We start from the raw sequence: 20,441 nt of genomic DNA, 5'->3' as shown, positions 1-20,441 counted from the left end.
TTGAGAATCATTTTCAAACAAAATATTCGTATATTTTGTTTTTTTTGTTATGTTAATTAAGGAAGGTGGATATTAATGAAAAAATATTGGCATAAGTTATCGTTCCTTCAAAAGAACGTCTTATTAACTGTATTAGTTATTTTGACACTTGTTGGAAGTATGGGTGCGTTAAGTTTCAACATGTTTCAAAATAGTATGATGTCTTTATTTGAAAGGCAGTCTATTGAAACAGGAGAAATAGTATTGAAAAAATTGGATGTAGAATTAGTTAGAGACATGGCGAAAGATCCTACAGCCGAAAAAGTGAAAAAAGAAAAGTTAACAGAGAAATTAGATGAAGTGTCAAAAGAATTGAAAAGTGTTGGACAAACGTATGTTACAGGAGCAAAGCCGAATGAAAAGCGAGAATTACAACTCGTTGGTTTGACTACAGAGTTAACAAATGCGTTCCCTATAAAGCCGGGAGATTATTATGAACAACCCGCTCATTGGATGAAGGCATACGATAAAGTGATTGATACGAAAAAGGCCCAAATGACAGAAGTATATGAAGATGAAATAGGTTCGTGGGTGACAATATTAGAACCAATTACAGATGGAGAAAACAATATTGTTGCAATTATTGCGGCTGACTTAGATGCTTCCATTGTTCCTATTACAAAAGAGAAGTTTATGATACAGGGCTTACTCTTTATCATTATTTCATTAGCGATTGCGACTATTACTCAATTCTTTATCGTGCGTCACTCGTTAGCGCCATTAAAAGATTTACGAGAAGGGTTACGTAAAATTGGTGAAGGTGACTTGAGTATTAAATTAAAAGAAAGACCAGATGATATTGGAATTATTAATGTTTATTTCAATAACACGATTGAAAAGTTTAAAGGGATTATAGATAAAGTAAGGCAAACTGCTGAGCAAGTTTCTTCTTCTTCACAAGAATTGTCGGCGAGTACAGAGGAAAACAGCATGGCAGTTCAAGAGATTGCAAGTTCTATTGAAGGTTTAAGAGTAGGGGCACAGTCTCAAAAAACTTCAGTACAACAATGTTTAGGGATTGTACATGGAATGGAAGATAAGGTAGAAGAGATAACTGGGGCTGCGAAACAAGTTGCGGTTGCTTCTGAAGGTATGGAGCAACATTCAATTGAAGGTAATGAAGTGATTGGACAAATTATTAATCAAATGAGTTTAATTCAAAATGCAGTACAAGATTTATCTTCCATCATTTATTCGTTAGAAACAAGGTCAAAAGAAATTAGTGATATCGTAACTGTAATTACAGGTATTTCAAATCAAACAAATTTATTAGCTTTAAATGCTTCTATTGAGGCTTCACGTGCTGGAGCAGCTGGGAGAGGGTTTGCAGTTGTTGCTGATGAAGTACGAAAATTAGCAGAACAAACGGAAGCGTCTGCTAAAGATATAGCGAAATTAATTGGTGAAACACAAGCTGAGACAGAAGATGCTGTAGTTTCAATGCAAAAAGGTTCAAAAGAAGTAGAAACTGGAATTTCACTTGTTCAAAGTAGTGGAGATTTCTTCGAAAAAATCTCCAAATCAGCGCAATCTGTTACAGATCAAGTAAAAGCTGTTTCGGGTAATTCGAGTGACATTTTACAAAATAGCCAGAATATCGTTCAAGTCGTAAATGAATTATCACATATTGCAAATACTTATGCCAACAGCAGTAGTAATGTTGAAGAAAGCATGAAAGAGCAAGAAATATCAGTACAAGATATTGCAGAATTAGCGACTTCTTTAAGTTGGCTTTCTCAGGAATTACAAGAGCTTATCGGTGAGTTTAAAAGCGAATAAGGAGAAAGTTCAATTCTAATCAAAGGGGATATCTCCGCTACTGATTATGAATTGAACGAATCTGCCCGTTAATAAGGGATGAAAAAGGTGTGAATTTTCACACCTTTATTATATTTAAGAGAGGAATTTACATAAATATGAAATTAGCAATTTCTTATAATGAGATGGTAAAAGAATTTTTAGGGAAAGTAGAAGGAAGTATTAAAATACCTAAAGATGTGCAAGGAACGGAACTTAGGATAAAAAGGAAAACTGAACTATTTCCAAATTTGACTCACATTGTAGATTTAATAGGAGCGACTGCAACGTGGTTATATCATATTTCTAAAGAAAAACATATTGTCGTGCTTTATCATGTAAGAGGAAGTTTATTTCCGATTACTATTGAAGTTTCTAATTTTCTCTCCTATGAAAGTGTGGATTTACAGATTGAAGAGCAACTGGAACAAATTAAAGAAATGAATGAGGAAGAAATAGAAGAGTTTCAAAACGGTAATACATTATATGAAATGTCACCTATTATTATTGGTGAAACATATTATGAGCTACAAGACACGAATACATTACAATTTGTATTTAGTAAAAATATGCAAAGTGTAGAAATAATATTTAATAGTGTTAATTGGAAGGAAACAACGATTACTCGTTATGCACAACAAATACAAGGTGTTTTAATTGGTACATCACAAAATAAGAATAATTATATAAAAAATTTTAATATTATTACAGAGGCCGAGATGGCACTTTATAGTCAAGTGAATGATACGACAGCAGTATATCCTGAGAAAAGTATCGTCGATATGTTCTATAATACTGTTACTCAATTTCCAAATCGTATAGCTTTATCTTCAAGGGAAGGTACTTTAACTTATGAGGAGCTAAATAAGAAAAGTAATCAAATAGCTCATATGTTAATTAAAAACGGCGTCCAATTAGGAGACTATGTTGGAATATTTATGAAACGTAGCATAGACACAGTAGTAAGTATGGTAGCTATATTAAAAGCTGGTGCAGCGTATGTTCCGATTGATCCAGATTATCCAGAAAGTAGAATACAGTACATTATTCAAGATAGCCAAGCGAAAGTTATATTGATGAAAGAGACGCCTATAACATGTGATGGGGTTCAAACAGTTTCAATGTATGATAGTGAAACTTGTGAAGATATAGATGTAAAGTTGTCTATTCATTGTGATGATGTAGCTTATATGATTTATACATCTGGTTCAACAGGGAATCCAAAGGGAACGATGTTAGCACATAGAGGCGTTGTTAATCTGTACACTTGGATGCAAAAGCAATATGAATTGACAGAAGAGGATGTATTTGCCCAATTTCCTTCCTTTAGTTTCGATGCTTCTGTATGGGAGTCATTTGCTTCTTTATTCTGCGGAGGAAACTTGTATGTATTATTAGAGGAAGAGCGATTGTCTGTAGAAGCATTTGCACATGCAATCTATAAAGTGAAAGCAACTTCGATCTTGGCATTAGCAACAATTTTTGTTCGACAAGTAGCAACTTATTTAGCAGAAGAAGATATATATAAGCTAGCTTCCCTAAAAAGAATTGCGATTGGCGGTGAAATGTTGCCTGTAGAAGTTATTAAATTGTGGAGAGAAAGAATAGGTACAAATGTTGAAATTCATAATGTATACGGACCGACAGAATGTACAGTAGTGACGACAACTTATAAAATACCTAGTCAGTTAAATGAGGATGTTGCGAGTATTCCCATTGGTAAACCATGTTCTAATTATCAAGTTATGATTTTGGATGAGAATATGAATCTTTGTCCAATTGGTGTACCTGGTGAATTATATATAGATTCAGTAGGATTAGCAAAAGGGTATTTTAATAAACCTAATAAAACAATTGAAGCTTTTATTCCGAACCCTTTAAATCCTATAGTTAATATATATAAAACAGGTGATATCGTTAAGTTGCTAGAGGATGGAAATATAGAGTTTTTACATCGGAAAGATGATCAAGTAAAAATTAGAGGACATCGTATTGAACTAGGAGAAATCCAAAGTAAAATTTCTCAAAATCATAATATAAAAGAAAATGCTGTTTTTGCTAAGAAGAGTAAGGAAGGTAGCCAATATTTAATCGCGTTCTATACAACTTTAAATAAAAAAGAAATACCAGAATTAGTTTATCAGTTACAAGAGCAATTACCAGATTATATGGTGCCATCTAAACTAATTTATATTAATGAATTACCACTTACACCTAATAAAAAGATTGATGTTAAGAAGTTAGCTCAGTTAGAAGAAAAGTATGAACCGGTTCGTCTACAAGAATATGTTGCACCTTCTAATAAAGCAGAAAAACAAATAGCGAACGCTTGGGCGGAAGTATTAGGAATTTCAAAAGTTGGAGTGCATGATGATTTCTTTACAATTGGTGGACATTCATTGAAAGTATTACGAGTCTTAACATTGTTAAAAGAAGATTTCTCACATTTAACAATTCAAGATTTCTTTAAAGAAAGAACGATATATGGATTAGCTCGAATTGAGCGAGAAGTAAAAGTAGAGAAAGAAGAAGTATTTCGTGAATATAAAGTGATTCACGAACCGGATACTATTACGTATGCAAACGTTTTGGAAGAAACCCAGATTTCAAATGTCTTTTTAACAGGAGCTACTGGTTATTTAGGATCACACATATTATATGAATTGCTGAGAGATACATCTGCTACTATTTATTGTTTAGTAAGACCAACCAAAGATGTGCAGCAAAGAATTATAGATACATTAACAGGTTACTTTAATGATATATGTGAAGAATGGTTACAGCGTATACAGGCCGTAGCTGGTGATCTGGGAGAAGAGTATCTTGGGATGAGCGAAGAAGAATTTATGTTCATCAGTTCTAAGATGGATACGATAATTCATTGCGGTGCAGATGTAAGACATTTTGGAGATGTAAAACAATTTGAAAATATAAATGTCCAAGGAACTAGCCGTATGCTAGCATTAGTGGAAAAAGATGCTACATTCCATTTTATTTCTACGATTGGTATCCCGTTAGAATTAGCAGTAGATCAATGGGATACATACATGAAAACTGGTGATTTTAATTACAGTGTAGACTTAGAGAATGTATATTCAAATAGTAAACTACAAGCGGAAAACATTGTTCGTGAAGCAATGAAAAATGGTTTGCGCGGAAATATTTATCGTGCAGGTAATTTAGCATGTCATTCAGAAACAGGTTCGTTCCAACAAAATATTGAAGGAAACGCATTTTATCGTCTTATTAAAACAATGCTATTAATTGGAAAAGCACCAAATGTGAAGTGGAAAGTTGATTTCACACCAATTGATTTTGCTAGTAAATCAATTGTAACGTATGTACAAGATTCACAAATAGATGGAGAAACATTGCACATCTGTCATCCACATCAAATTGAGTTTGAACAATTTATACAGCTAATTGGAGAGTGTGGATACAATCTTGAACTGGTTCCACTTTCAGAATATGAAAATGCCGGACTTGAATTAGCAAAGGGAAATGAAGTAATAGCAGAGTTAATTGCTTCTCAAGTTGCAGGAGATGGAGCGCAGCAATCTGAAATTGTAATGGGTACGCGTAGAACGAATGAATGGATTAAGAAAAAAGAATTGAAAGTACCAGCAATTAATAAAGAATTTATACAGCAGTTATTAGCTCATGGTGAAAAAGTTGGTTATTTTCCAAAAATAATGAAATGATTATGCATGCTTTTGTTTGTTCAATAAAATAAATCATGCTACAATGAAAACGAATTAAGGACCGGGGAGCCAATTGGCTGAGAGGATGTAAGTAAACATCGACCCTCAACCTGATCTGGATAATGCCAGCGTAGGGAGTTACTTAAAGTGATGTAGCATATGTTATTCTATAATAACTTGCATACAAGGCTTTCCTACGCAGTAGGAAAGCCTTTTCTTATTTTTGAAATTTAATTTTATAAGGGGGATTTTATTATGTCACAACAAGTTACAATGTCATTTTCAGTAGTACCACAAGCGAAAACGAAAGATGTATATTCTGTTGTCGATAAAGCAATTGAAGTTGTGCAACAATCGGGAGTTCGTTATGAAGTAGGGGCAATGGAAACAACTTTGGAAGGAGAATTAGATGTACTTCTTGATGTCGTTAAACGTGCACAACAAGCTTGCGTCGATGCTGGAGCAGAAGAAGTGATTACTTCTATTAAAATCCATTATCGTCCAAGCACTGGTGTAACGATAGATGAAAAGGTTTGGAAGTACCGTGATGAATATGCAAAACCAGAAGCAATCTAAACTTATTACAACTATTTGGCTTATCCTTCTCATTGCGATATGGGAAGGATCTGTTTCATTATTTAAAATCGAACCGTGGATTTTACCAAAGCCTTCTGCCATTGTTCAAGAATTAATTGGGATGAAAGATTTACTATTACCAAATACGATGCAAACACTGCAGGAAGTTATAATTGGACTATTCTTTGCAACTTTATTGGGGACGAGCATCGCAATTATTATGGACGTTATACCTTTATTTCGTATTTTAATAAATCCATTGCTCGTTATTTCGCAAACAATTCCAATTGTTGTACTTGCACCACTATTTATTATTTGGTTTGGATATGGGATGTTGCCGAAAGTAATGGTCGTAATACTCGTTTGTTTCTTCCCAATTGCGCTTAGTATTTTAGAAGGTTTTCAAACAGTAGATAAAAACATGTTGAAGCTGTTACAAACAATGAAGGCGACGAAATGGCAAGTTTACCAGAAAGTAAAATTTCCAGCAGTGCTTCCATACTTTTTCTCAGGCTTAAAAATTGCAGTTACATATAGCGTAATGGGGGCAATTATCGGAGAATGGCTCGGTGCAAGTGAAGGATTAGGCGTTATGCTTACGAGGGCTACAAAATCTTTTTTGACTGCCCGAGTATTTGGTGTTGCAGCAATCATCGTTATGGTGACATTGTGCCTGTATTTTATCGTAGAGTTTATGGCAAGAATAACAGCACCATGGATATATAGAAAGGACGGCAGAAAATGAAAAAAGGTTTGAAAGTTATGTTAGCTGCCTTAGTAGCGGTAGGTGTGGCTGGATGTAATCCGGCGAAGAAAGAAGAAAGTAAAAGTAAAGATCAAAAAGTAAAAGTAGTATTAGATTGGTTTCCAAATACGAATCATACTGGCTTATATGTAGCACAAACGAAAGATTATTACAAAAAGCAAGGATTAGATGTAGAAATTATTCAACCGGGTGACAATGTAACAGTAGAGCAAATGATAGCATCAGGAAAAGCTGACTTCGCAATAAGCGCACAAGAAAATGTAACGTTGGCTCGTGTGGAAGGGATTCCTGTTGTATCTGTCGGAGCGATTATTCAGCATAACACTTCAGCATTTGCATCACTTAAGAAAGATAATATGACGTCACCGAAAGATTTTGAAGGTAAACGTTACGGCGGCTGGGGAGGACCAGCAGAAGAAGCGACATTAAAGACGATTATGGATAAGCATCAAGCTGATTTTAATAAAGTTGAAAAAATCATCTTAGGACAAACCGATTTCTTTAAATCAATCGGCCGTGATGCAGACTTTGAATGGATTTATTACGGATGGGATGGAATTGAAGCGAAGCGCCAAGGAAAAGAGTTAAATACGATTATGGTGAAAGACTTAGACCCAGCGCTTGATTTCTATAGTCCTGTTATTATTACGAGTGAAAAACATACGAAGCAAGATAAAGACTTTGTGAAAAAGTTTATGAGTGCAACAACAGAAGGTTATAATTTTGCAATTAAGGAACCGAAAGAAGCTGCTGATATTCTAATTAAAGCTGTTCCAGATGTAAATAAAGATTTAGTTCAAGAAAGCCAGAAATGGTTAAGTACGAAGTATCAAGATGATGCGAAAGCATGGGGAGTACAGAAGGAAGAAATTTGGACGAATTACATGAATTTCTTATATGACAACAAAGTTATTAAAAAGAAAATCGATGTAAAAGATGCTTTTACAAATGAATTCCTTCCAAGTGAAAAATGAGCGGATTACAAATAAAAAATATAGTGAAATCTTTCGACGGAAAGAATGTATTAGAGAATATTAGTGCCTCTATACAAGAGGGAGAGTTTGTTTCCTTTGTAGGACCGAGTGGTTGCGGGAAAAGCACATTATTAAACATGATTGCAAATGTTGAAAAACCAACAAGTGGGAACGTAACGTATAAAGATAAGCAAGTACAAGAGCAAGATGTTGTTAGTTATATGCCACAACAAGATTTATTACTACCGTGGCGATCAGCTTTGCAAAATATCGTTCTTCCGTTAGAAATTGAAGGAAAGCCGAAAAAACAAAGGCTGACAGAAGGAATGGAAGCATTAAAGCAGTTCGAACTAGATGAATATGCAGACCATTATCCAGATGAATTGTCTGGTGGTATGCGTCAAAGAATTAGTTTTCTGCGCACATATTTGTGTGAAAAGCCAATTATGCTGCTTGATGAGCCTTTTGGAAAGTTAGATGCATTTACAAAAATGGAAGTACATAGCTGGCTTTTAAACTCTTGGCATCAAGAGAAGCAAACAATCGTTATGGTTACACATGACTTAGATGAGGCAATCTTGCTTTCAGATCGCGTATTTATTTTATCTCAAAGACCAGCGTCAATAGTTGGCGAGGTACAAGTGAAATTACCTAGACTGAGAACGATGGATATGTTAACATCACTCGAATTAAAAAAGGATAAAGAAGAGATTTTAAGTGTGTTAGCTCCTTATATGAAAAAATAGAAAAAGCTGATGTTTTAATTTTAGACGAACCGACTAATCATTTGGATGTAGAAACTAAGATGGCTTTAAAAGAAGCGTTACAACAATATAAAGGAACGGTTTTAATTGTCTCACATGAACCTTCTTTCTATGAATCGTGGATAACAAAAGTATGGAATATAGAAGAGTGGAATGCTGAACAATATGAATAAAGAAAAGACATTAGCTTTTATGAGCTAATGTCTTTTCTTTGTGATTAACATGATTTTCGAGAACTCTTACATGAGAATTGTATGAAGAAGCACTCTTATGGTGCGCTTATAAGCGTGCTTTTTCTTTTGTTATATTTATAATAATACGAAAGCCTTTCCCTAAAAGGTGACTATCTTTCTTTATATATATAGATAGTTCAAAGTGGAATGAAAATAATTCCTATATGTAAAGAATAATGTGGATATTATAGGAAGACAATAGAAATTAAAGGGAATTCATGTAAAATTCAAATTAACTTCATATCAACTTCATATTGGAAACTAATTATAATAGGTTATTGTGATGCTTTTTATTTTTCATAAAATTAAAAGTTTGAATTTAGGAAGTATTGCTCAAACCTAAATTCAAACTTTAGTGAAATAATTAATGGATATTACGTCTAGTTTTCGCTAATGACGGCATTTAAAAGTTCGGCAGGATTACCCGTTCCTGCACCACCAATTGTAATTGATCCACCAGGAGGAATTTCGCCATTCCATCCTGCGTTCGTAATTACATAATGATTATTTGTTTTACTACTAATTTTAGAATCCCAAACTTGTGTTAAATTGCCGCTATAATCAAATTCTAATTTCCAATTTTTAATAGGGGTCGTTCCATTATTTTTGATTATAATCGAGAAGTTATAACCGCTGCCCCAATTCGAAGTGACTGAAAATGTAGCAGTGCCATTTCCATCAGGAGGTGTCGTATTAGCTTCATCTGTTTTGACAGTAAGAGCGGTAGGTTGTGATTTATTTCCAGCAGCATCTTTGGCAATTACTGAAAATGTGTATTCCGTATTAGGTTTTAAGTTTTTAATTGTAATGCTATTTGTTGTTGCACTCCATTTTTCTTCTCCGGCAGTAATTTCGTATTCAGTAACGCCTACGTTATCAGTGGATGCAGTCCAGCTTAATTGAACTGAGCTTGAAGTTTTATTCGTAACTATAATGTTTTTAACATTCGTTGGTGGCTCAGTATCTTTTTGGTTAATAGGTCCACCAAGTAATTCTTTTACTAGCGTATCAAGTAATTTTGGACCACTACAACTATATTTTGGACTTGTACGGCAATCTCCGCTTAGTTCCCAAAACATTGCTCCACTTAAACCTTTCGTCTTTATATAGTCTGTTTTATATTTCATAGATTCATTGTCATCGTAGCTAATAAATGTGCCTGTAGTTGCATTATATAAATAAGGTACTTTAGCTGTGTCATTCCAGTAGCGTACAAAACCATTTTTATTAACGTAATTGGCTGCTAAATCACCGTAATCATATACACCTGTGTCACCGGTAGAATAATCATCCCAAGTACCTTTAGAAGCAAGTTTCCCATCACTACCTGGTTTGCAAGGTTGATATTGTCCGTTATTTTCTTTACCACAACTTTTCCAGCCACGTCCGTAAAAAGGTACGCCTAATACTAGTTTATCCACTGGAACACCTTCATTTGTATAAACATCTATAGCACCATCTACGTAAAAATTCGTATTTGCTGCTGGGTCATTTGGATCCTTATATAGAGCTGCATTATGATTAGAAGTAGCTTCCCATCCGCCGTGGAAATCATATGTCATAATATTAATCCAATCGAGTATTTGAGAAATTTTCTTTAGCTCTGTATGATCAGCGTAGCGTTGGCTTGCGCCTGAAGCGATTGTTAGTAAATATTGTTTGCCATCTTCAGCACCTGCTTTATTCAAAGCATTTCGGACGTCTTGAAGAAGGAGAGTGAAATTTTGTTTATCTTCAGGACGATAACTACCACCAGGAATCGTTTCAACGCCCGGATATTCCCAGTCTAAATCCACGCCATCAAACCCATATGCACGAAGAAAAGATACTGTAGATTCAGCAAATACTTTTCTTGTTTTTTCATCAGCGGCCATATCAGAAAAGCGGTTAGACCAAGTCCAGCCACCAACGGAAATAATTGTTTTTAAGTGAGGATATTTAGCTTTTAATCGTTTTAGTTCTCCGAAATTTCCGCAACGGGCATATTTATCGCAATCTTCCCAAGTTGTCCCTGAACCAGGATACGATTTGGTAACATCAGCCCATGGTTCACCGAGTACGAGAGTACCATTAGGAACCTCTTTATTTTGCAATGGTACACCAGATTCTTTACAGTTCCACGTTTGTTTATTTGGATTATCAGGATGAGTAGAAGGGTTTCCATGTTTTCCATTCCAACAAATATCCGCGAAAGCATAGTTAAGGTGAGTAAGTTTTGATGCATCAATGTCAGCAACTTGATAATTACGTCCGTAAACGCCCCACGAAGGAAAGTACCCAACAATTTTTTGACTTTGCTTTGGTGAATCTGCTAATGCGAGATTTGGAGTAATAAAATTTGTGAGAAAAAGAGGTAAGAAAAGTAGTAGAGATAGTAATAGCAGTGTGAATTTTTGAGACCTCATAGCCATTTCTCCTTTCAAAATAAAAAATATATTTAAAGGCATACGCCAATAAATCAAAATGAATCTAGACGTATGAAACGTCTAGATAAAATGATCAGACATCACGAAGTCTATACAAGGGAGCTGGGGGTGATTAAATCGTAACAAATGTAAGATTTAGTGTAAACGCTTTATTAAGTTAAAACATACTTTCTCAATACAAAAAGGCTTGAATACAAACTATATATGAAAACGAAAGATCGGTATGGGAGGAAAAAGCTTATTATAAATAAATTTGAGAAAAAATTGTCTGGAGTCAATTATTAAAGACGTAGAAAGATAAGGAAATATCATGTAAAATAATAGTAAAAATATGTAAAGGAGGGAATGGTGTGGATGTGTTTTTGAACATTGCTGAAGAAAAAATTCGACAAGCAATACGGAATGGTGATCTTGATTATCTTCCGGGAAAAGGAAAACCACTACAATTAGAAGATCTTTCAATGGTACCTCCAGAACTTAGAATGAGTTATAAAATTTTAAAAAATGCGGGAATGATTCCATCAGAAATGGAACTACAAAAAGATATATTAAAAATAGAGGATCTAATTGCTTGCTGTTATGATGAAGAAGAGAGAAAGAAATTACGAGAAGAGTTAACAGCAAAAACGCTTCGTTTTCAGCAGGTAATGGAAAAGAGAAGGATTAAAGATAGTTCAGCTTTTTGTATGTATCAAGATAGAGTATTTCATAAATTGCGTTAAGAGGGATAAGATGCATAAATTTAAAACGATAGAAGAATTAGCGACATATATTGAAGAACAACAATTGGTACTTCTGTTCATTAAAACAGAAAATTGTGGTGTTTGTGATGTTATGTTAAGGAAAGTAAATTACGTATTAGAGAATTATGATTACGTAGAGAAAATAGAGATATTACTACAAGATATGCAAGAGATTGCGGGGCGATATGCAGTATTTACAGGACCAACAGTTTTATTATTTTATAATGGAAAAGAGATCCTTCGGGAATCGCGCTTCATTTCACTTAAAAATCTAGAGAGAACCATTCAATTATTCGAGGAATAAGGGAGGCTTTTATATGGAATTTATTATTGTCATACTATTATTTGTTGTAGTTGGAATAATCGTAACAGCAGTTCGATCGAACAAAAAGAAGGTAAATCTTACAAAACAAAATAACATTCATAATTCATCTAACAGCTCATCACCATTATTTTTCTTTGCTGGATCTGATAATGATAGCTCGCATGATGGCGGTTCACATGATTGTGGAGGGTCTTTTGGGGGAGATAGCGGGGGAAGCTGCGGTGGTGGTGATTGATGAAAATGCGCCTTATATAGGCGTATTTCTTTTTAAACAAACGTTTGATTAGTTGGCTTACATATGCATAAACACAGTTAAACAAACGTTTGATTAATATTTTTAACATACTAAGGGGAATGGAAATGAAAAGGGAACCGAGAGTGAAAAATAAGGGGAAAGTAGTGTTATTTTTATTAGCTGCGGGAGGCGTATTTCTTGTTAAATTAACATTTAAATTTGGAACAATACATATGATTCGAACTTGGTTTGAAAGTACATTTTCTTAAATAAGGAATATAGCCTCTTGCGATAGAGGTTTTTGATTTGTTATTATTAGACTGAACGGTCGGTTTAAAGAGGTGTGAATATGAGAAGAAGCGCAGAAGAGATAAAGAAAGAAATTGCATATAAAGCAGAAAGTCTATTTTCACAGAAGGGCTACGCAGCTACATCTATGGAAGAGATTTGTGAAATTACAGAGCGAAGTAAAGGAAGTATTTATTATCACTTTAAAAGTAAAGAAGATTTATTTTTATTTGTAGTGAAACAGCATACGTATGATTGGCTTGAAAAATGGAATGAAAAAGAGAAGTTGTATAGCACTAGTACTGAAAAACTATATGGTCTCGCGGAATATCATGTAGAGGACATACAGCAACCAATTTCAAATGCAATAGAGGAATTCTCTATGAGCCAAGTTGTAAGTAAAGAGATTCTGGATGAACTGTTAGCTTTAACTAGAGAATCATATGTTATGTTTGAGAAATTAATTGAAGCAGGTATACAGTCTGGAGAGTTCCGTGAAGATAATACTCGTGATCTTATGTATATTGTGAATGGATTATTATCAGGGCTTGGAGTACTTTACTACGAGCTAGATTATAAAGAGTTGAAGCGTATTTATAAAAAGGCAATAGATGTATTGTTAAAAGGAATGGCAGCTGAATAATAGGTCAGTTGCTTTTCTTAAAGAATAAATTAGACCGAACGGTCGGTTTGTGAAAGGGGAATGAAAATGAACGCTTTATTTAAAAACCGAGCATTTATGCTCGTTATGGCATCTGATATTTTACAACAATTTGCAATTTGGATTAGAAATATGGCTCTTTTATATTTCATAATGGAGCGGACAAATAATGATCCAGTTTCAGTGTCTCTATTATCTGTCATGGAGTATGCACCTATCTTTATTTTCTCGTTCATTGGTGGTGCATTAGCAGATCGTTGGAATCCGAAAAGAACAATGGTTGCTGGAGATGTGTTAAGTGTACTGTCTATTATAGGAATTGTCGTATTGTTAAAATTTGATTATTGGCAGGCTATATTTTTTGCAACACTCATTTCCGCGATTGTAGGTCAGTTTTCTCAGCCCTCATCTTCGCGTATATTTAAGCGCTATGTAAAAGAAGAAGAGGTAGCAAATGCGATTGCATTTAACCAAACATTACAGTCATTATTTATGATTTTTGGACCAGTTGTAGGATCAATTGTGTATACACAACTTGGCTTATTTACGTCACTATATAGTTTAATCATTCTATTTTTGTTATCGGCTATCATCCTTCCATTTTTACCAAAATGGGTTGAAAAAGAGCAAGTGGCGAGAGATTCATTAAAAAATGATATAAAAGAAGGTTGGAAGTATGTTCTTCATACGAAAAATTTACGTATGATTACGATCACTTTTACTATTATGGGTTTAGCTGTTGGATTAACAAATCCATTAGAGGTGTTTCTTGTAATAGAACGCCTTGGAATGGAAAAGGAAGCGGTTCAATATTTAGCAGCAGCTGACGGAATAGGTATGTTAATCGGTGGTATTGTTGCTGCAGTTTTCGCTTCAAAAGTGAATCCGAAAAAGATGTTCGTATTCGGTATGAGCATATTAGCGATGTCATTTTTAGTAGAAGGGCTATCTACATCATTTTGGATTACTAGTTTCATGAGATTTGGAACAGGTATTTGTTTAGCTTGTGTTAATATCGTTGTCGGTACGCTTATGATTCAACTTGTACCAGAAAATATGGTTGGAAGAGTAAACGGGACGATTTTACCACTGTTTATGGGGGCAATGCTAATTGGAACTTCACTAGCTGGAGGATTAAAGGAACTAACTTCACTAGTTATTGTGTTTTGTATAGCAATGGCACTTGTTTTATTAGCGATAGGGCCAGTTCTACGCATGCAAATAAAGAAAGAAGATGTCGTTAATAAAGAGAAACTAACAAATTCGTTAGCTTCGAAATAACTATTTTAAGGGAGCAAAATTGCTCCCTTTTTCTTTGAGGAACTTTTGACAACTATATGAGCCAATTATATACTGATGTTGTAAAAACGATTTTACAGGTTAGGAGCAATGGTGTGAAAAATCAAATCTATGAATTACGCACTGAAAATAATATTTCACAAGGCGCATTAGCTGATAAATGCAAGGTTTCTAGACAGACGATAAATGCAATTGAGAATAATAAATATGATCCAAGCTTAGCGTTAGCATTCCGTTTAGCTGAAGTATTAGGAACAACTGTTGATAAATTATTTTTGTACAAGCAGTAGAGTCGTTTATTATAAGGCGCACCGTTAAAAATAAAAAAGATCCTCTTCTCATGAGAAGAGGATCTTTTCTTATAGCGTTTTAGTCTTTGGACTAGGTGGTGTAACGGATGTATTATTTTCTGGAACTCTAGTTAATAAGAATCCACCGATAATAAACAGAACAATAATACTAAGAACACCAGCGTTTGTTTTTCCTGTTAATTGCGTTGTAACACCGACTAATACCGGGCCCATAATTGCGGCGAACTTACCAAAGATATTATAAAATCCGAAGAATTCATTAGCAGATTCTTTTGGTACTAGTTTTGCAAAGTATGAACGACTTAGTGCTTGAATACCACCTTGAGATGTAGCAACTAACATTGCTAAAATCCAAAAATCAAGTGTCGTTTTTAAGAAATAAGCATATATGCAAATGATGATATAAATAATGATACCGACATATAGCATTTTTTTACCTGTAAATGTTGCTGATAATTTTCCATATAATAAAGCAAATGGACAAGCGACAATTTGTGTTACAAATAATATGATTAATAGATTAGTTGCACTGATACCGAGATCTGTTCCGTAAGCGGTGGACATGGTAATAATTGTATCGACCCCATCAATATAGAAAAAGTAAGCGATTAGGAACATGAATACAGTTTTATATTCTTTAATATTTTTAAAAGTAGCAGCAAGGCGTTTGAAGCTCATTGTAATTGGTCTAGGGTGACGTTCAATATAGTGCTTTTGCTCTACGTTTTTTAGCATTGGAATTGTAAATAACCCCCACCAAAGAGCTGTTATCGCAAATGAAATTTGACTAGCGATACCAACAGATAAAGGGATAGTTCCTTTTTGAGAAAGAATAATAAGAGCGATACAACCGATGAAAGGAATAGTACTCCCAATATAGCCTAATGCGAAACCTCGCGTAGAAATTCGATCCATTCTATCTTCAGAAGTGACATCTACTAAAAATGCATCATAAAAAATGTTTGCTCCAGCAAAACCGACTAAGGCGAGCATATAGCATCCTAATAATAAGTACCACTGAGATGTTGGAACGACTGCTAACATACTTGTAAATACGATACCGAGTCCAAAGAAGAATGTGAAAAATCGTTTTTTAAATCCTTTATAATCAGCAACTGTGCCGAGAATAGGAGCAAGTATAGAAATTAAAAGTGTAGCGAACGAGTTTGCATATCCCCAATATGCTGTTGAAGTTGCCCCGGATAGTCCAGCTTCTTTTGCAGCTGCTTTAAAGTAAATTGGAAATAATGCAGTTGTAATGACGAGCGAATATACCGAGTTCGCCCAATCGTATAATATCCAGCTTTTTTCTTGTCTGGACATTTTTTTCATATAATGTTCCCCCTTAAATTTGTTTTACTAACAGTGTACAAAAATAAAAATTATAAAAAGAGAAACAGTGATGAATTTTACATAACTTTTACATATATACACAGTTCTTTACAATTGGAGTAAATCCTCTACAATTGCTCCGTCTGTTTCACCTAAGTGTAAACCGAGTAGTCTAGCGATAGTTGGACCTTCATCAATAAGCCTCATGTACGGGACGGTAACGCCGCTTTTTATTCCTTTCCCAGCAGCGATAAAAATTGTTTCATAGTTAGGTTTTGTTGGAGAGTATCCATGCGTACCAAATGTATATTTTTTACTAGGCGTAACATCTTTTTCAGTAATTTCTTTTATAAAATCTCCTGTATAGTTTTCAGTGAAATAATAACCCTCTTGTGCTTCTAACATAAATAAACAATTACCATCTGCACCGCGGTCTTTCGCAGCTTCATCATGAAGTATAAATTCAATTCCATTCTGTTTATTTTGCAGCAGTTCTTCAAGGAGTAGTTGTACTTCTCGAATTGTATCCGTATCATTTTTGTCTTTCACATATACATAGGCAGAGCCATCACAACTTTGGCAATAGGCTTTCCAGTCTACTAATTTGCCTTTTTTATTAAGAGATATAAGTCCTCTTTGATGGAATAGCACATTTAATTGGATGGATTTGTTTTCACTTAAAGCGCTATGATCACCAAGGGCAATAATTGTACTTTCTTCGTATAGATCACTGTCTTTTAAAGTTTGAATAATTTTCCCTAGCCGCTCATCATGTCTATGAATTGCAGCTATTGTTTCGTTAGATTCAAAGCCATGATAATGTCTTTGCGTGTCTAAATCAGTGAAATGTACGAACATAACATTAGGCTTTTTCGTCTGAATGGTGTGTACAGCAGAGGCGAGGACGAAATTATCCAGCTCTGGTTGTGATAAACCATTTCTTATATGGCCGAAACGACGATTTAAATCTAATTGGTATAGTGGGCTACCGCTAAATAAGGAAACTAACACTTGATTTTGCCACGGTCTATTGGGGAAAATTTCTGGTAAATTGTAATCAATGTTTGCTCTCCCAGTAACAGGCCATAGAAGGGCAGCTGTCGTTAAATTTGCTTTACGTGCTTCATCATACAATGTTGTTCCTTTTATCGATTTTCGGTACCAATGCCAATCAGGTGATTCACGCCCTGGTTGAAGTAACGTATTGCTAACAACACCGTGCTTGTTAGGGTAATTACCGGTTACGATTGTTGAGTGGCTTGGATATGTTACAGAAGGATAAATTGGTTCTACTTTTTCGACAACCGTGCCCTTTTTTATTAGAGATTGGAAATGAGGTAGTTTTTGTAGTATAGGAAAATCTAAAGCTGATAAACAGTCGAATGATAAAATAATGACGTGGTTTGTTAATGCTTTATCCATAAAGTTCCCTCCTGATTATATAAAACCTATTCTTATATATTACTATTAATACCTAGTAATAAAAATATATTTTTAAGTGGAAATTCATTATTTATTTTCAGAAAAAATAAACATATAATTAAGTATAAGGGAATCTATGGAAGGAGGAAACACTATGGATTGGTTAGATGGATTTGGTATCTTTTACATCATTGGCGGAATCACGATTATCCTTGTATTTGCTATTTCATATTTACTAAAGAAACGGTTTCCAGACAAACAGTTCGATATTATATTTGCACTTAGTTTAATACTTCTTTGCTTAGCGTCCTTTCCCGTTACCATGATGGTTATTGGTGGGTGGGAAGGAATGGGATATGGATTTATTGGTTTCTTCGTTCTACTAGGGACACTTATTGGTATGATTGCACATCAACTTGTAAAAATCTCTCGAAAAAGCTACGTATAAAACTGCAAAAAACGAAAAGAATATATAATAATAAGAAAATTAGCTATTGTTTTAAAAAAGAATTTGTATTATGATAATCAACAAATTTATTTCGTTATAACGATGAAAAAGGACTAGTACATGTTCAACCTTTTTAGCAGAGAGAGAATCCGCCAGGCTGAAAGATTCTTAAAAAGGCAATATGGAACCTGCCTTTGAGTTCTGCATATGCAGCGGGAATTTCCCGTTATCAAGAAGAGAGCATATACAATTTTTGTGTATGAATCAGGGTGGTAACGCCGGCAAAGCTCGGTCCCTATTTAGGGACGCGGGCTTTTTTGTATTTTCTAGAAGGAGGAAGACTGACTATGGCAAAAGAACAAGTGCAAGCCATTACGAAGATGGAAGAGGACTTTGCGCAGTGGTATACCGATATTGTAAAAAAAGCCGAACTGGTTGATTATTCAAGTGTAAAAGGGTGCATGATTTTACGTCCATATGGTTATGCCTTATGGGAGAATATGCAGAAGGTGATGGATGAGAAGCTAAAAGAAACTGGCCATGAAAATGTATATATGCCAATGTTTATCCCAGAGAGTTTATTGCAAAAAGAGAAGGATCATGTTGAAGGGTTTGCTCCTGAAGTAGCATGGGTTACGCATGGCGGAGATGAAAAGTTAGCGGAAAGACTTTGTGTACGTCCTACATCTGAAACTTTATTCTGTGAGCATTTTTCAAAAATTGTGCAATCCTATAATGATTTGCCAAAATTATACAACCAGTGGTGTTCAGTAGTTCGTTGGGAGAAGACAACTAGGCCATTCCTTCGTACGACAGAATTTTTATGGCAAGAGGGTCATACAATCCATGAAACAGCAGAAGAATCGCAGGCTGAAACATTAAATATTTTAAACTTATATGCTTCTTTCTGTGAGGATTATTTAGCGATACCAGTTATTAAAGGACAAAAAACAGAAAAAGAGAAGTTTGCTGGAGCAAAGGCAACTTATACAATTGAAAGCTTAATGCATGATGGGAAAGCACTTCAAACAGGAACATCCCATAACTTTGGAACGAATTTCTCTGAAGCATTTGATATTAAATTTTTAGATCGTAACGGTAAGTGGCAATATGTACACCAAACATCTTGGGGTGTATCAACAAGAATGATAGGTGGGCTAATTATGGTTCATAGCGATAATAATGGACTTGTAATGCCACCAAAAGTTGCTCCAGTGCAAGTTGTTATCGTACCAATTGCTCAGCATAAAGAAGGAGTTTTAGCGAAAGCAACAGAGTTACAAGGACATATTCAAAAAGTTGCACGCGTGAAAATAGATGCTAGTAATAAAACACCGGGCTGGAAATTTAATGAGTATGAAATGAAGGGCATTCCAATTCGATTAGAAGTTGGGCCTAAAGATATTGAAAAGAATCAAGTTGTACTTGTAAGAAGAGATACGAAAGAAAAAGAATTTATATCAATGGATCAATTAGAAGAACGTATTCCAGCACTACTTGAGGAAATTCATGACTCTTTATTTAATAAGGCAAAAGTATTTCGCGATGAGAATACGTATAGTGCGACGAATTTTGAAGAGATGAAACAAGTAGCTGATGAAAAGCAAGGATTTATTAAGGCAATGTGGTGCGGAGAATTAGCTTGTGAAGAGAAACTAAAAGAAGAAGTTGGAGTATCTTCACGTTGTATGCCTTTTGAGCAAGAGCATTTAGCTGACGAATGTATTTGTTGTGGTAAAGAAGCTAAACAAATGGTGTATTGGGGAAAAGCGTATTAATAATCCTTCTGATAGGTGATAAAAAGGACTTTAGGCTGCATAATAAAATGCAACCTAAAGTCCTTTTAGTTTTTACAATTTATTTCATGTATTTTTTAGTGGAAGGATGTGTTTTATTTTGCGTTTTTACGGCGAATAAATAGTAACATACCAATTAGGAATGTTGAAAGCCCCATTAAAATAGATGCAGGATAATGTGTTGCCGTATTCGGTAACTTATCGCCTTGTTTTTTCGCATTATCTTTTACATTGCCACCTTGAGAGCCGTTTCCACTGCTATCGCCTTTAACACGATTACCGCCTTTAGAGCCATTGCCACCAGA

Annotated in this window: 19 protein-coding genes, 1 pseudogene, 1 riboswitch and 1 other annotated feature; of the genes and pseudogenes, 16 read left to right on the top strand and 4 right to left on the bottom strand. The window is 34.7% G+C overall.

What is annotated here, in order from left to right; translation table 11 throughout:
• Positions 1–75 precede the first annotated feature (75 nt).
• The 7 genes and pseudogenes from DN403_RS18435 to DN403_RS18405 form a co-directional block, all read left to right on the top strand.
• Entirely contained in the window at positions 76–1,818 is a 1,743-nt protein-coding gene (locus tag DN403_RS18435; RefSeq protein WP_000761081.1) for a methyl-accepting chemotaxis protein, read from the top strand.
• A gap of 137 nt (positions 1,819–1,955) precedes the next feature.
• On the top strand, positions 1,956–5,537 hold the full coding sequence (locus tag DN403_RS18430) for a non-ribosomal peptide synthetase family protein (protein WP_149185667.1): 3,582 nt from the start codon (positions 1,956–1,958) through the stop codon (positions 5,535–5,537).
• Between the two features lie 52 nt (positions 5,538–5,589).
• Positions 5,590–5,691, top strand: a riboswitch (TPP riboswitch).
• Positions 5,692–5,792: 101 nt separating this feature from the next.
• Entirely contained in the window at positions 5,793–6,113 is a 321-nt protein-coding gene (locus DN403_RS18425; RefSeq protein WP_000082906.1) for an MTH1187 family thiamine-binding protein, read from the top strand.
• Positions 6,085–6,858 (top strand): ABC transporter permease, encoded by a 774-nt coding sequence (locus DN403_RS18420; RefSeq protein WP_149185666.1) that lies wholly within the window; start codon positions 6,085–6,087, stop codon positions 6,856–6,858. Before DN403_RS18425 ends, DN403_RS18420 begins: the two co-directional genes overlap by 29 nt.
• On the top strand, positions 6,855–7,853 hold the full coding sequence (locus tag DN403_RS18415; RefSeq protein WP_149185665.1) for an ABC transporter substrate-binding protein: 999 nt from the start codon (positions 6,855–6,857) through the stop codon (positions 7,851–7,853). The genes DN403_RS18420 and DN403_RS18415 overlap by 4 nt, the downstream gene beginning before the upstream one ends.
• Positions 7,850–8,599, top strand: a complete 750-nt coding sequence (locus tag DN403_RS18410; RefSeq protein ID WP_000016082.1) for an ABC transporter ATP-binding protein — start codon at positions 7,850–7,852, stop codon at positions 8,597–8,599. Before DN403_RS18415 ends, DN403_RS18410 begins: the two co-directional genes overlap by 4 nt.
• Positions 8,596–8,790, top strand: a pseudogene (locus DN403_RS18405) (P-loop NTPase family protein); the annotation flags it as partial. The gene DN403_RS18410 and the pseudogene DN403_RS18405, both read left to right, overlap by 4 nt.
• A gap of 440 nt (positions 8,791–9,230) precedes the next feature.
• On the opposite strand, the gene DN403_RS18400 reads toward DN403_RS18405, so the two are convergent.
• Entirely contained in the window at positions 9,231–11,255 is a 2,025-nt protein-coding gene (locus DN403_RS18400) for a glycosyl hydrolase family 18 protein (protein ID WP_149185664.1), read from the bottom strand.
• A gap of 371 nt (positions 11,256–11,626) precedes the next feature.
• Between DN403_RS18400 and DN403_RS18390 the strand changes: the two genes are divergently transcribed.
• The 7 genes from DN403_RS18390 (at position 11,627) to DN403_RS18360 (ending at position 15,117) form a co-directional block, all read left to right on the top strand.
• On the top strand, positions 11,627–11,998 hold the full coding sequence (locus tag DN403_RS18390) for a DnaJ family domain-containing protein (RefSeq protein WP_016078589.1): 372 nt from the start codon (positions 11,627–11,629) through the stop codon (positions 11,996–11,998).
• Positions 11,999–12,008: 10 nt separating this feature from the next.
• Positions 12,009–12,323: a thioredoxin family protein gene (locus DN403_RS18385; protein ID WP_016078590.1), complete on the top strand. Its 315-nt coding sequence runs from the start codon at positions 12,009–12,011 to the stop codon at positions 12,321–12,323.
• A 13-nt stretch (positions 12,324–12,336) separates the two neighbouring features.
• Positions 12,337–12,579 carry a hypothetical protein gene (locus DN403_RS18380; protein WP_000394363.1) on the top strand — a complete coding sequence of 81 codons (243 nt, stop codon included), beginning with the start codon at positions 12,337–12,339 and terminating at the stop codon, positions 12,577–12,579.
• A gap of 125 nt (positions 12,580–12,704) precedes the next feature.
• Entirely contained in the window at positions 12,705–12,848 is a 144-nt protein-coding gene (locus DN403_RS18375) for a hypothetical protein (protein WP_000817987.1), read from the top strand.
• 80 nt (positions 12,849–12,928) lie between these two features.
• Positions 12,929–13,510, top strand: coding sequence for a TetR/AcrR family transcriptional regulator (locus DN403_RS18370; RefSeq protein ID WP_001254432.1), 582 nt, complete (start codon positions 12,929–12,931; stop codon positions 13,508–13,510).
• Between the two features lie 66 nt (positions 13,511–13,576).
• Complete coding sequence (locus DN403_RS18365; RefSeq protein WP_149185663.1) at positions 13,577–14,809, top strand: MFS transporter; 1,233 nt, start codon at positions 13,577–13,579, stop codon at positions 14,807–14,809.
• A 56-nt stretch (positions 14,810–14,865) separates the two neighbouring features.
• Positions 14,866–15,117: a helix-turn-helix transcriptional regulator gene (locus tag DN403_RS18360; protein ID WP_002023181.1), complete on the top strand. Its 252-nt coding sequence runs from the start codon at positions 14,866–14,868 to the stop codon at positions 15,115–15,117.
• A gap of 69 nt (positions 15,118–15,186) precedes the next feature.
• Here the strand turns inward: DN403_RS18360 and DN403_RS18355 are convergent, their stop codons facing one another.
• Together DN403_RS18355 and DN403_RS18350 are read right to left on the bottom strand one after the other, a co-directional pair.
• Positions 15,187–16,470 (bottom strand): MFS transporter, encoded by a 1,284-nt coding sequence (locus DN403_RS18355; RefSeq protein WP_016078592.1) that lies wholly within the window; start codon positions 16,468–16,470, stop codon positions 15,187–15,189.
• 108 nt (positions 16,471–16,578) lie between these two features.
• Positions 16,579–17,892: an alkaline phosphatase family protein gene (locus DN403_RS18350; protein WP_149185662.1), complete on the bottom strand. Its 1,314-nt coding sequence runs from the start codon at positions 17,890–17,892 to the stop codon at positions 16,579–16,581.
• A 154-nt stretch (positions 17,893–18,046) separates the two neighbouring features.
• Here DN403_RS18350 and DN403_RS18345 point away from each other — a divergent pair, with 154 nt between their 5' ends.
• Together DN403_RS18345 and proS are read left to right on the top strand one after the other, a co-directional pair.
• On the top strand, positions 18,047–18,340 hold the full coding sequence (locus DN403_RS18345; protein WP_000383852.1) for a YesK-like family protein: 294 nt from the start codon (positions 18,047–18,049) through the stop codon (positions 18,338–18,340).
• A 93-nt stretch (positions 18,341–18,433) separates the two neighbouring features.
• Positions 18,434–18,640: a binding site (T-box leader), on the top strand.
• Positions 18,641–18,687: 47 nt separating this feature from the next.
• A complete protein-coding gene (proS, locus tag DN403_RS18340) occupies positions 18,688–20,118 on the top strand; it encodes a proline--tRNA ligase (protein ID WP_001040982.1) in 1,431 nt (476 codons plus the stop codon).
• Positions 20,119–20,231: 113 nt separating this feature from the next.
• On the opposite strand, the gene DN403_RS18335 is transcribed toward proS, so the two are convergent.
• The coding region (locus DN403_RS18335) for an LPXTG cell wall anchor domain-containing protein (protein ID WP_149185661.1) at positions 20,232–20,441 on the bottom strand (210 nt) is incomplete at its 5' end.

The sequence above is a fragment of the Bacillus sp. AY2-1 genome (assembly GCF_008368965.1).
Taxonomy (GTDB): Bacteria; Bacillota; Bacilli; order Bacillales; family Bacillaceae_G; genus Bacillus_A; species Bacillus_A thuringiensis_S.
The sequence above is the reverse complement of the archived record's forward strand: the minus strand, read 5'-3'. Positions and strand labels throughout refer to the sequence as shown.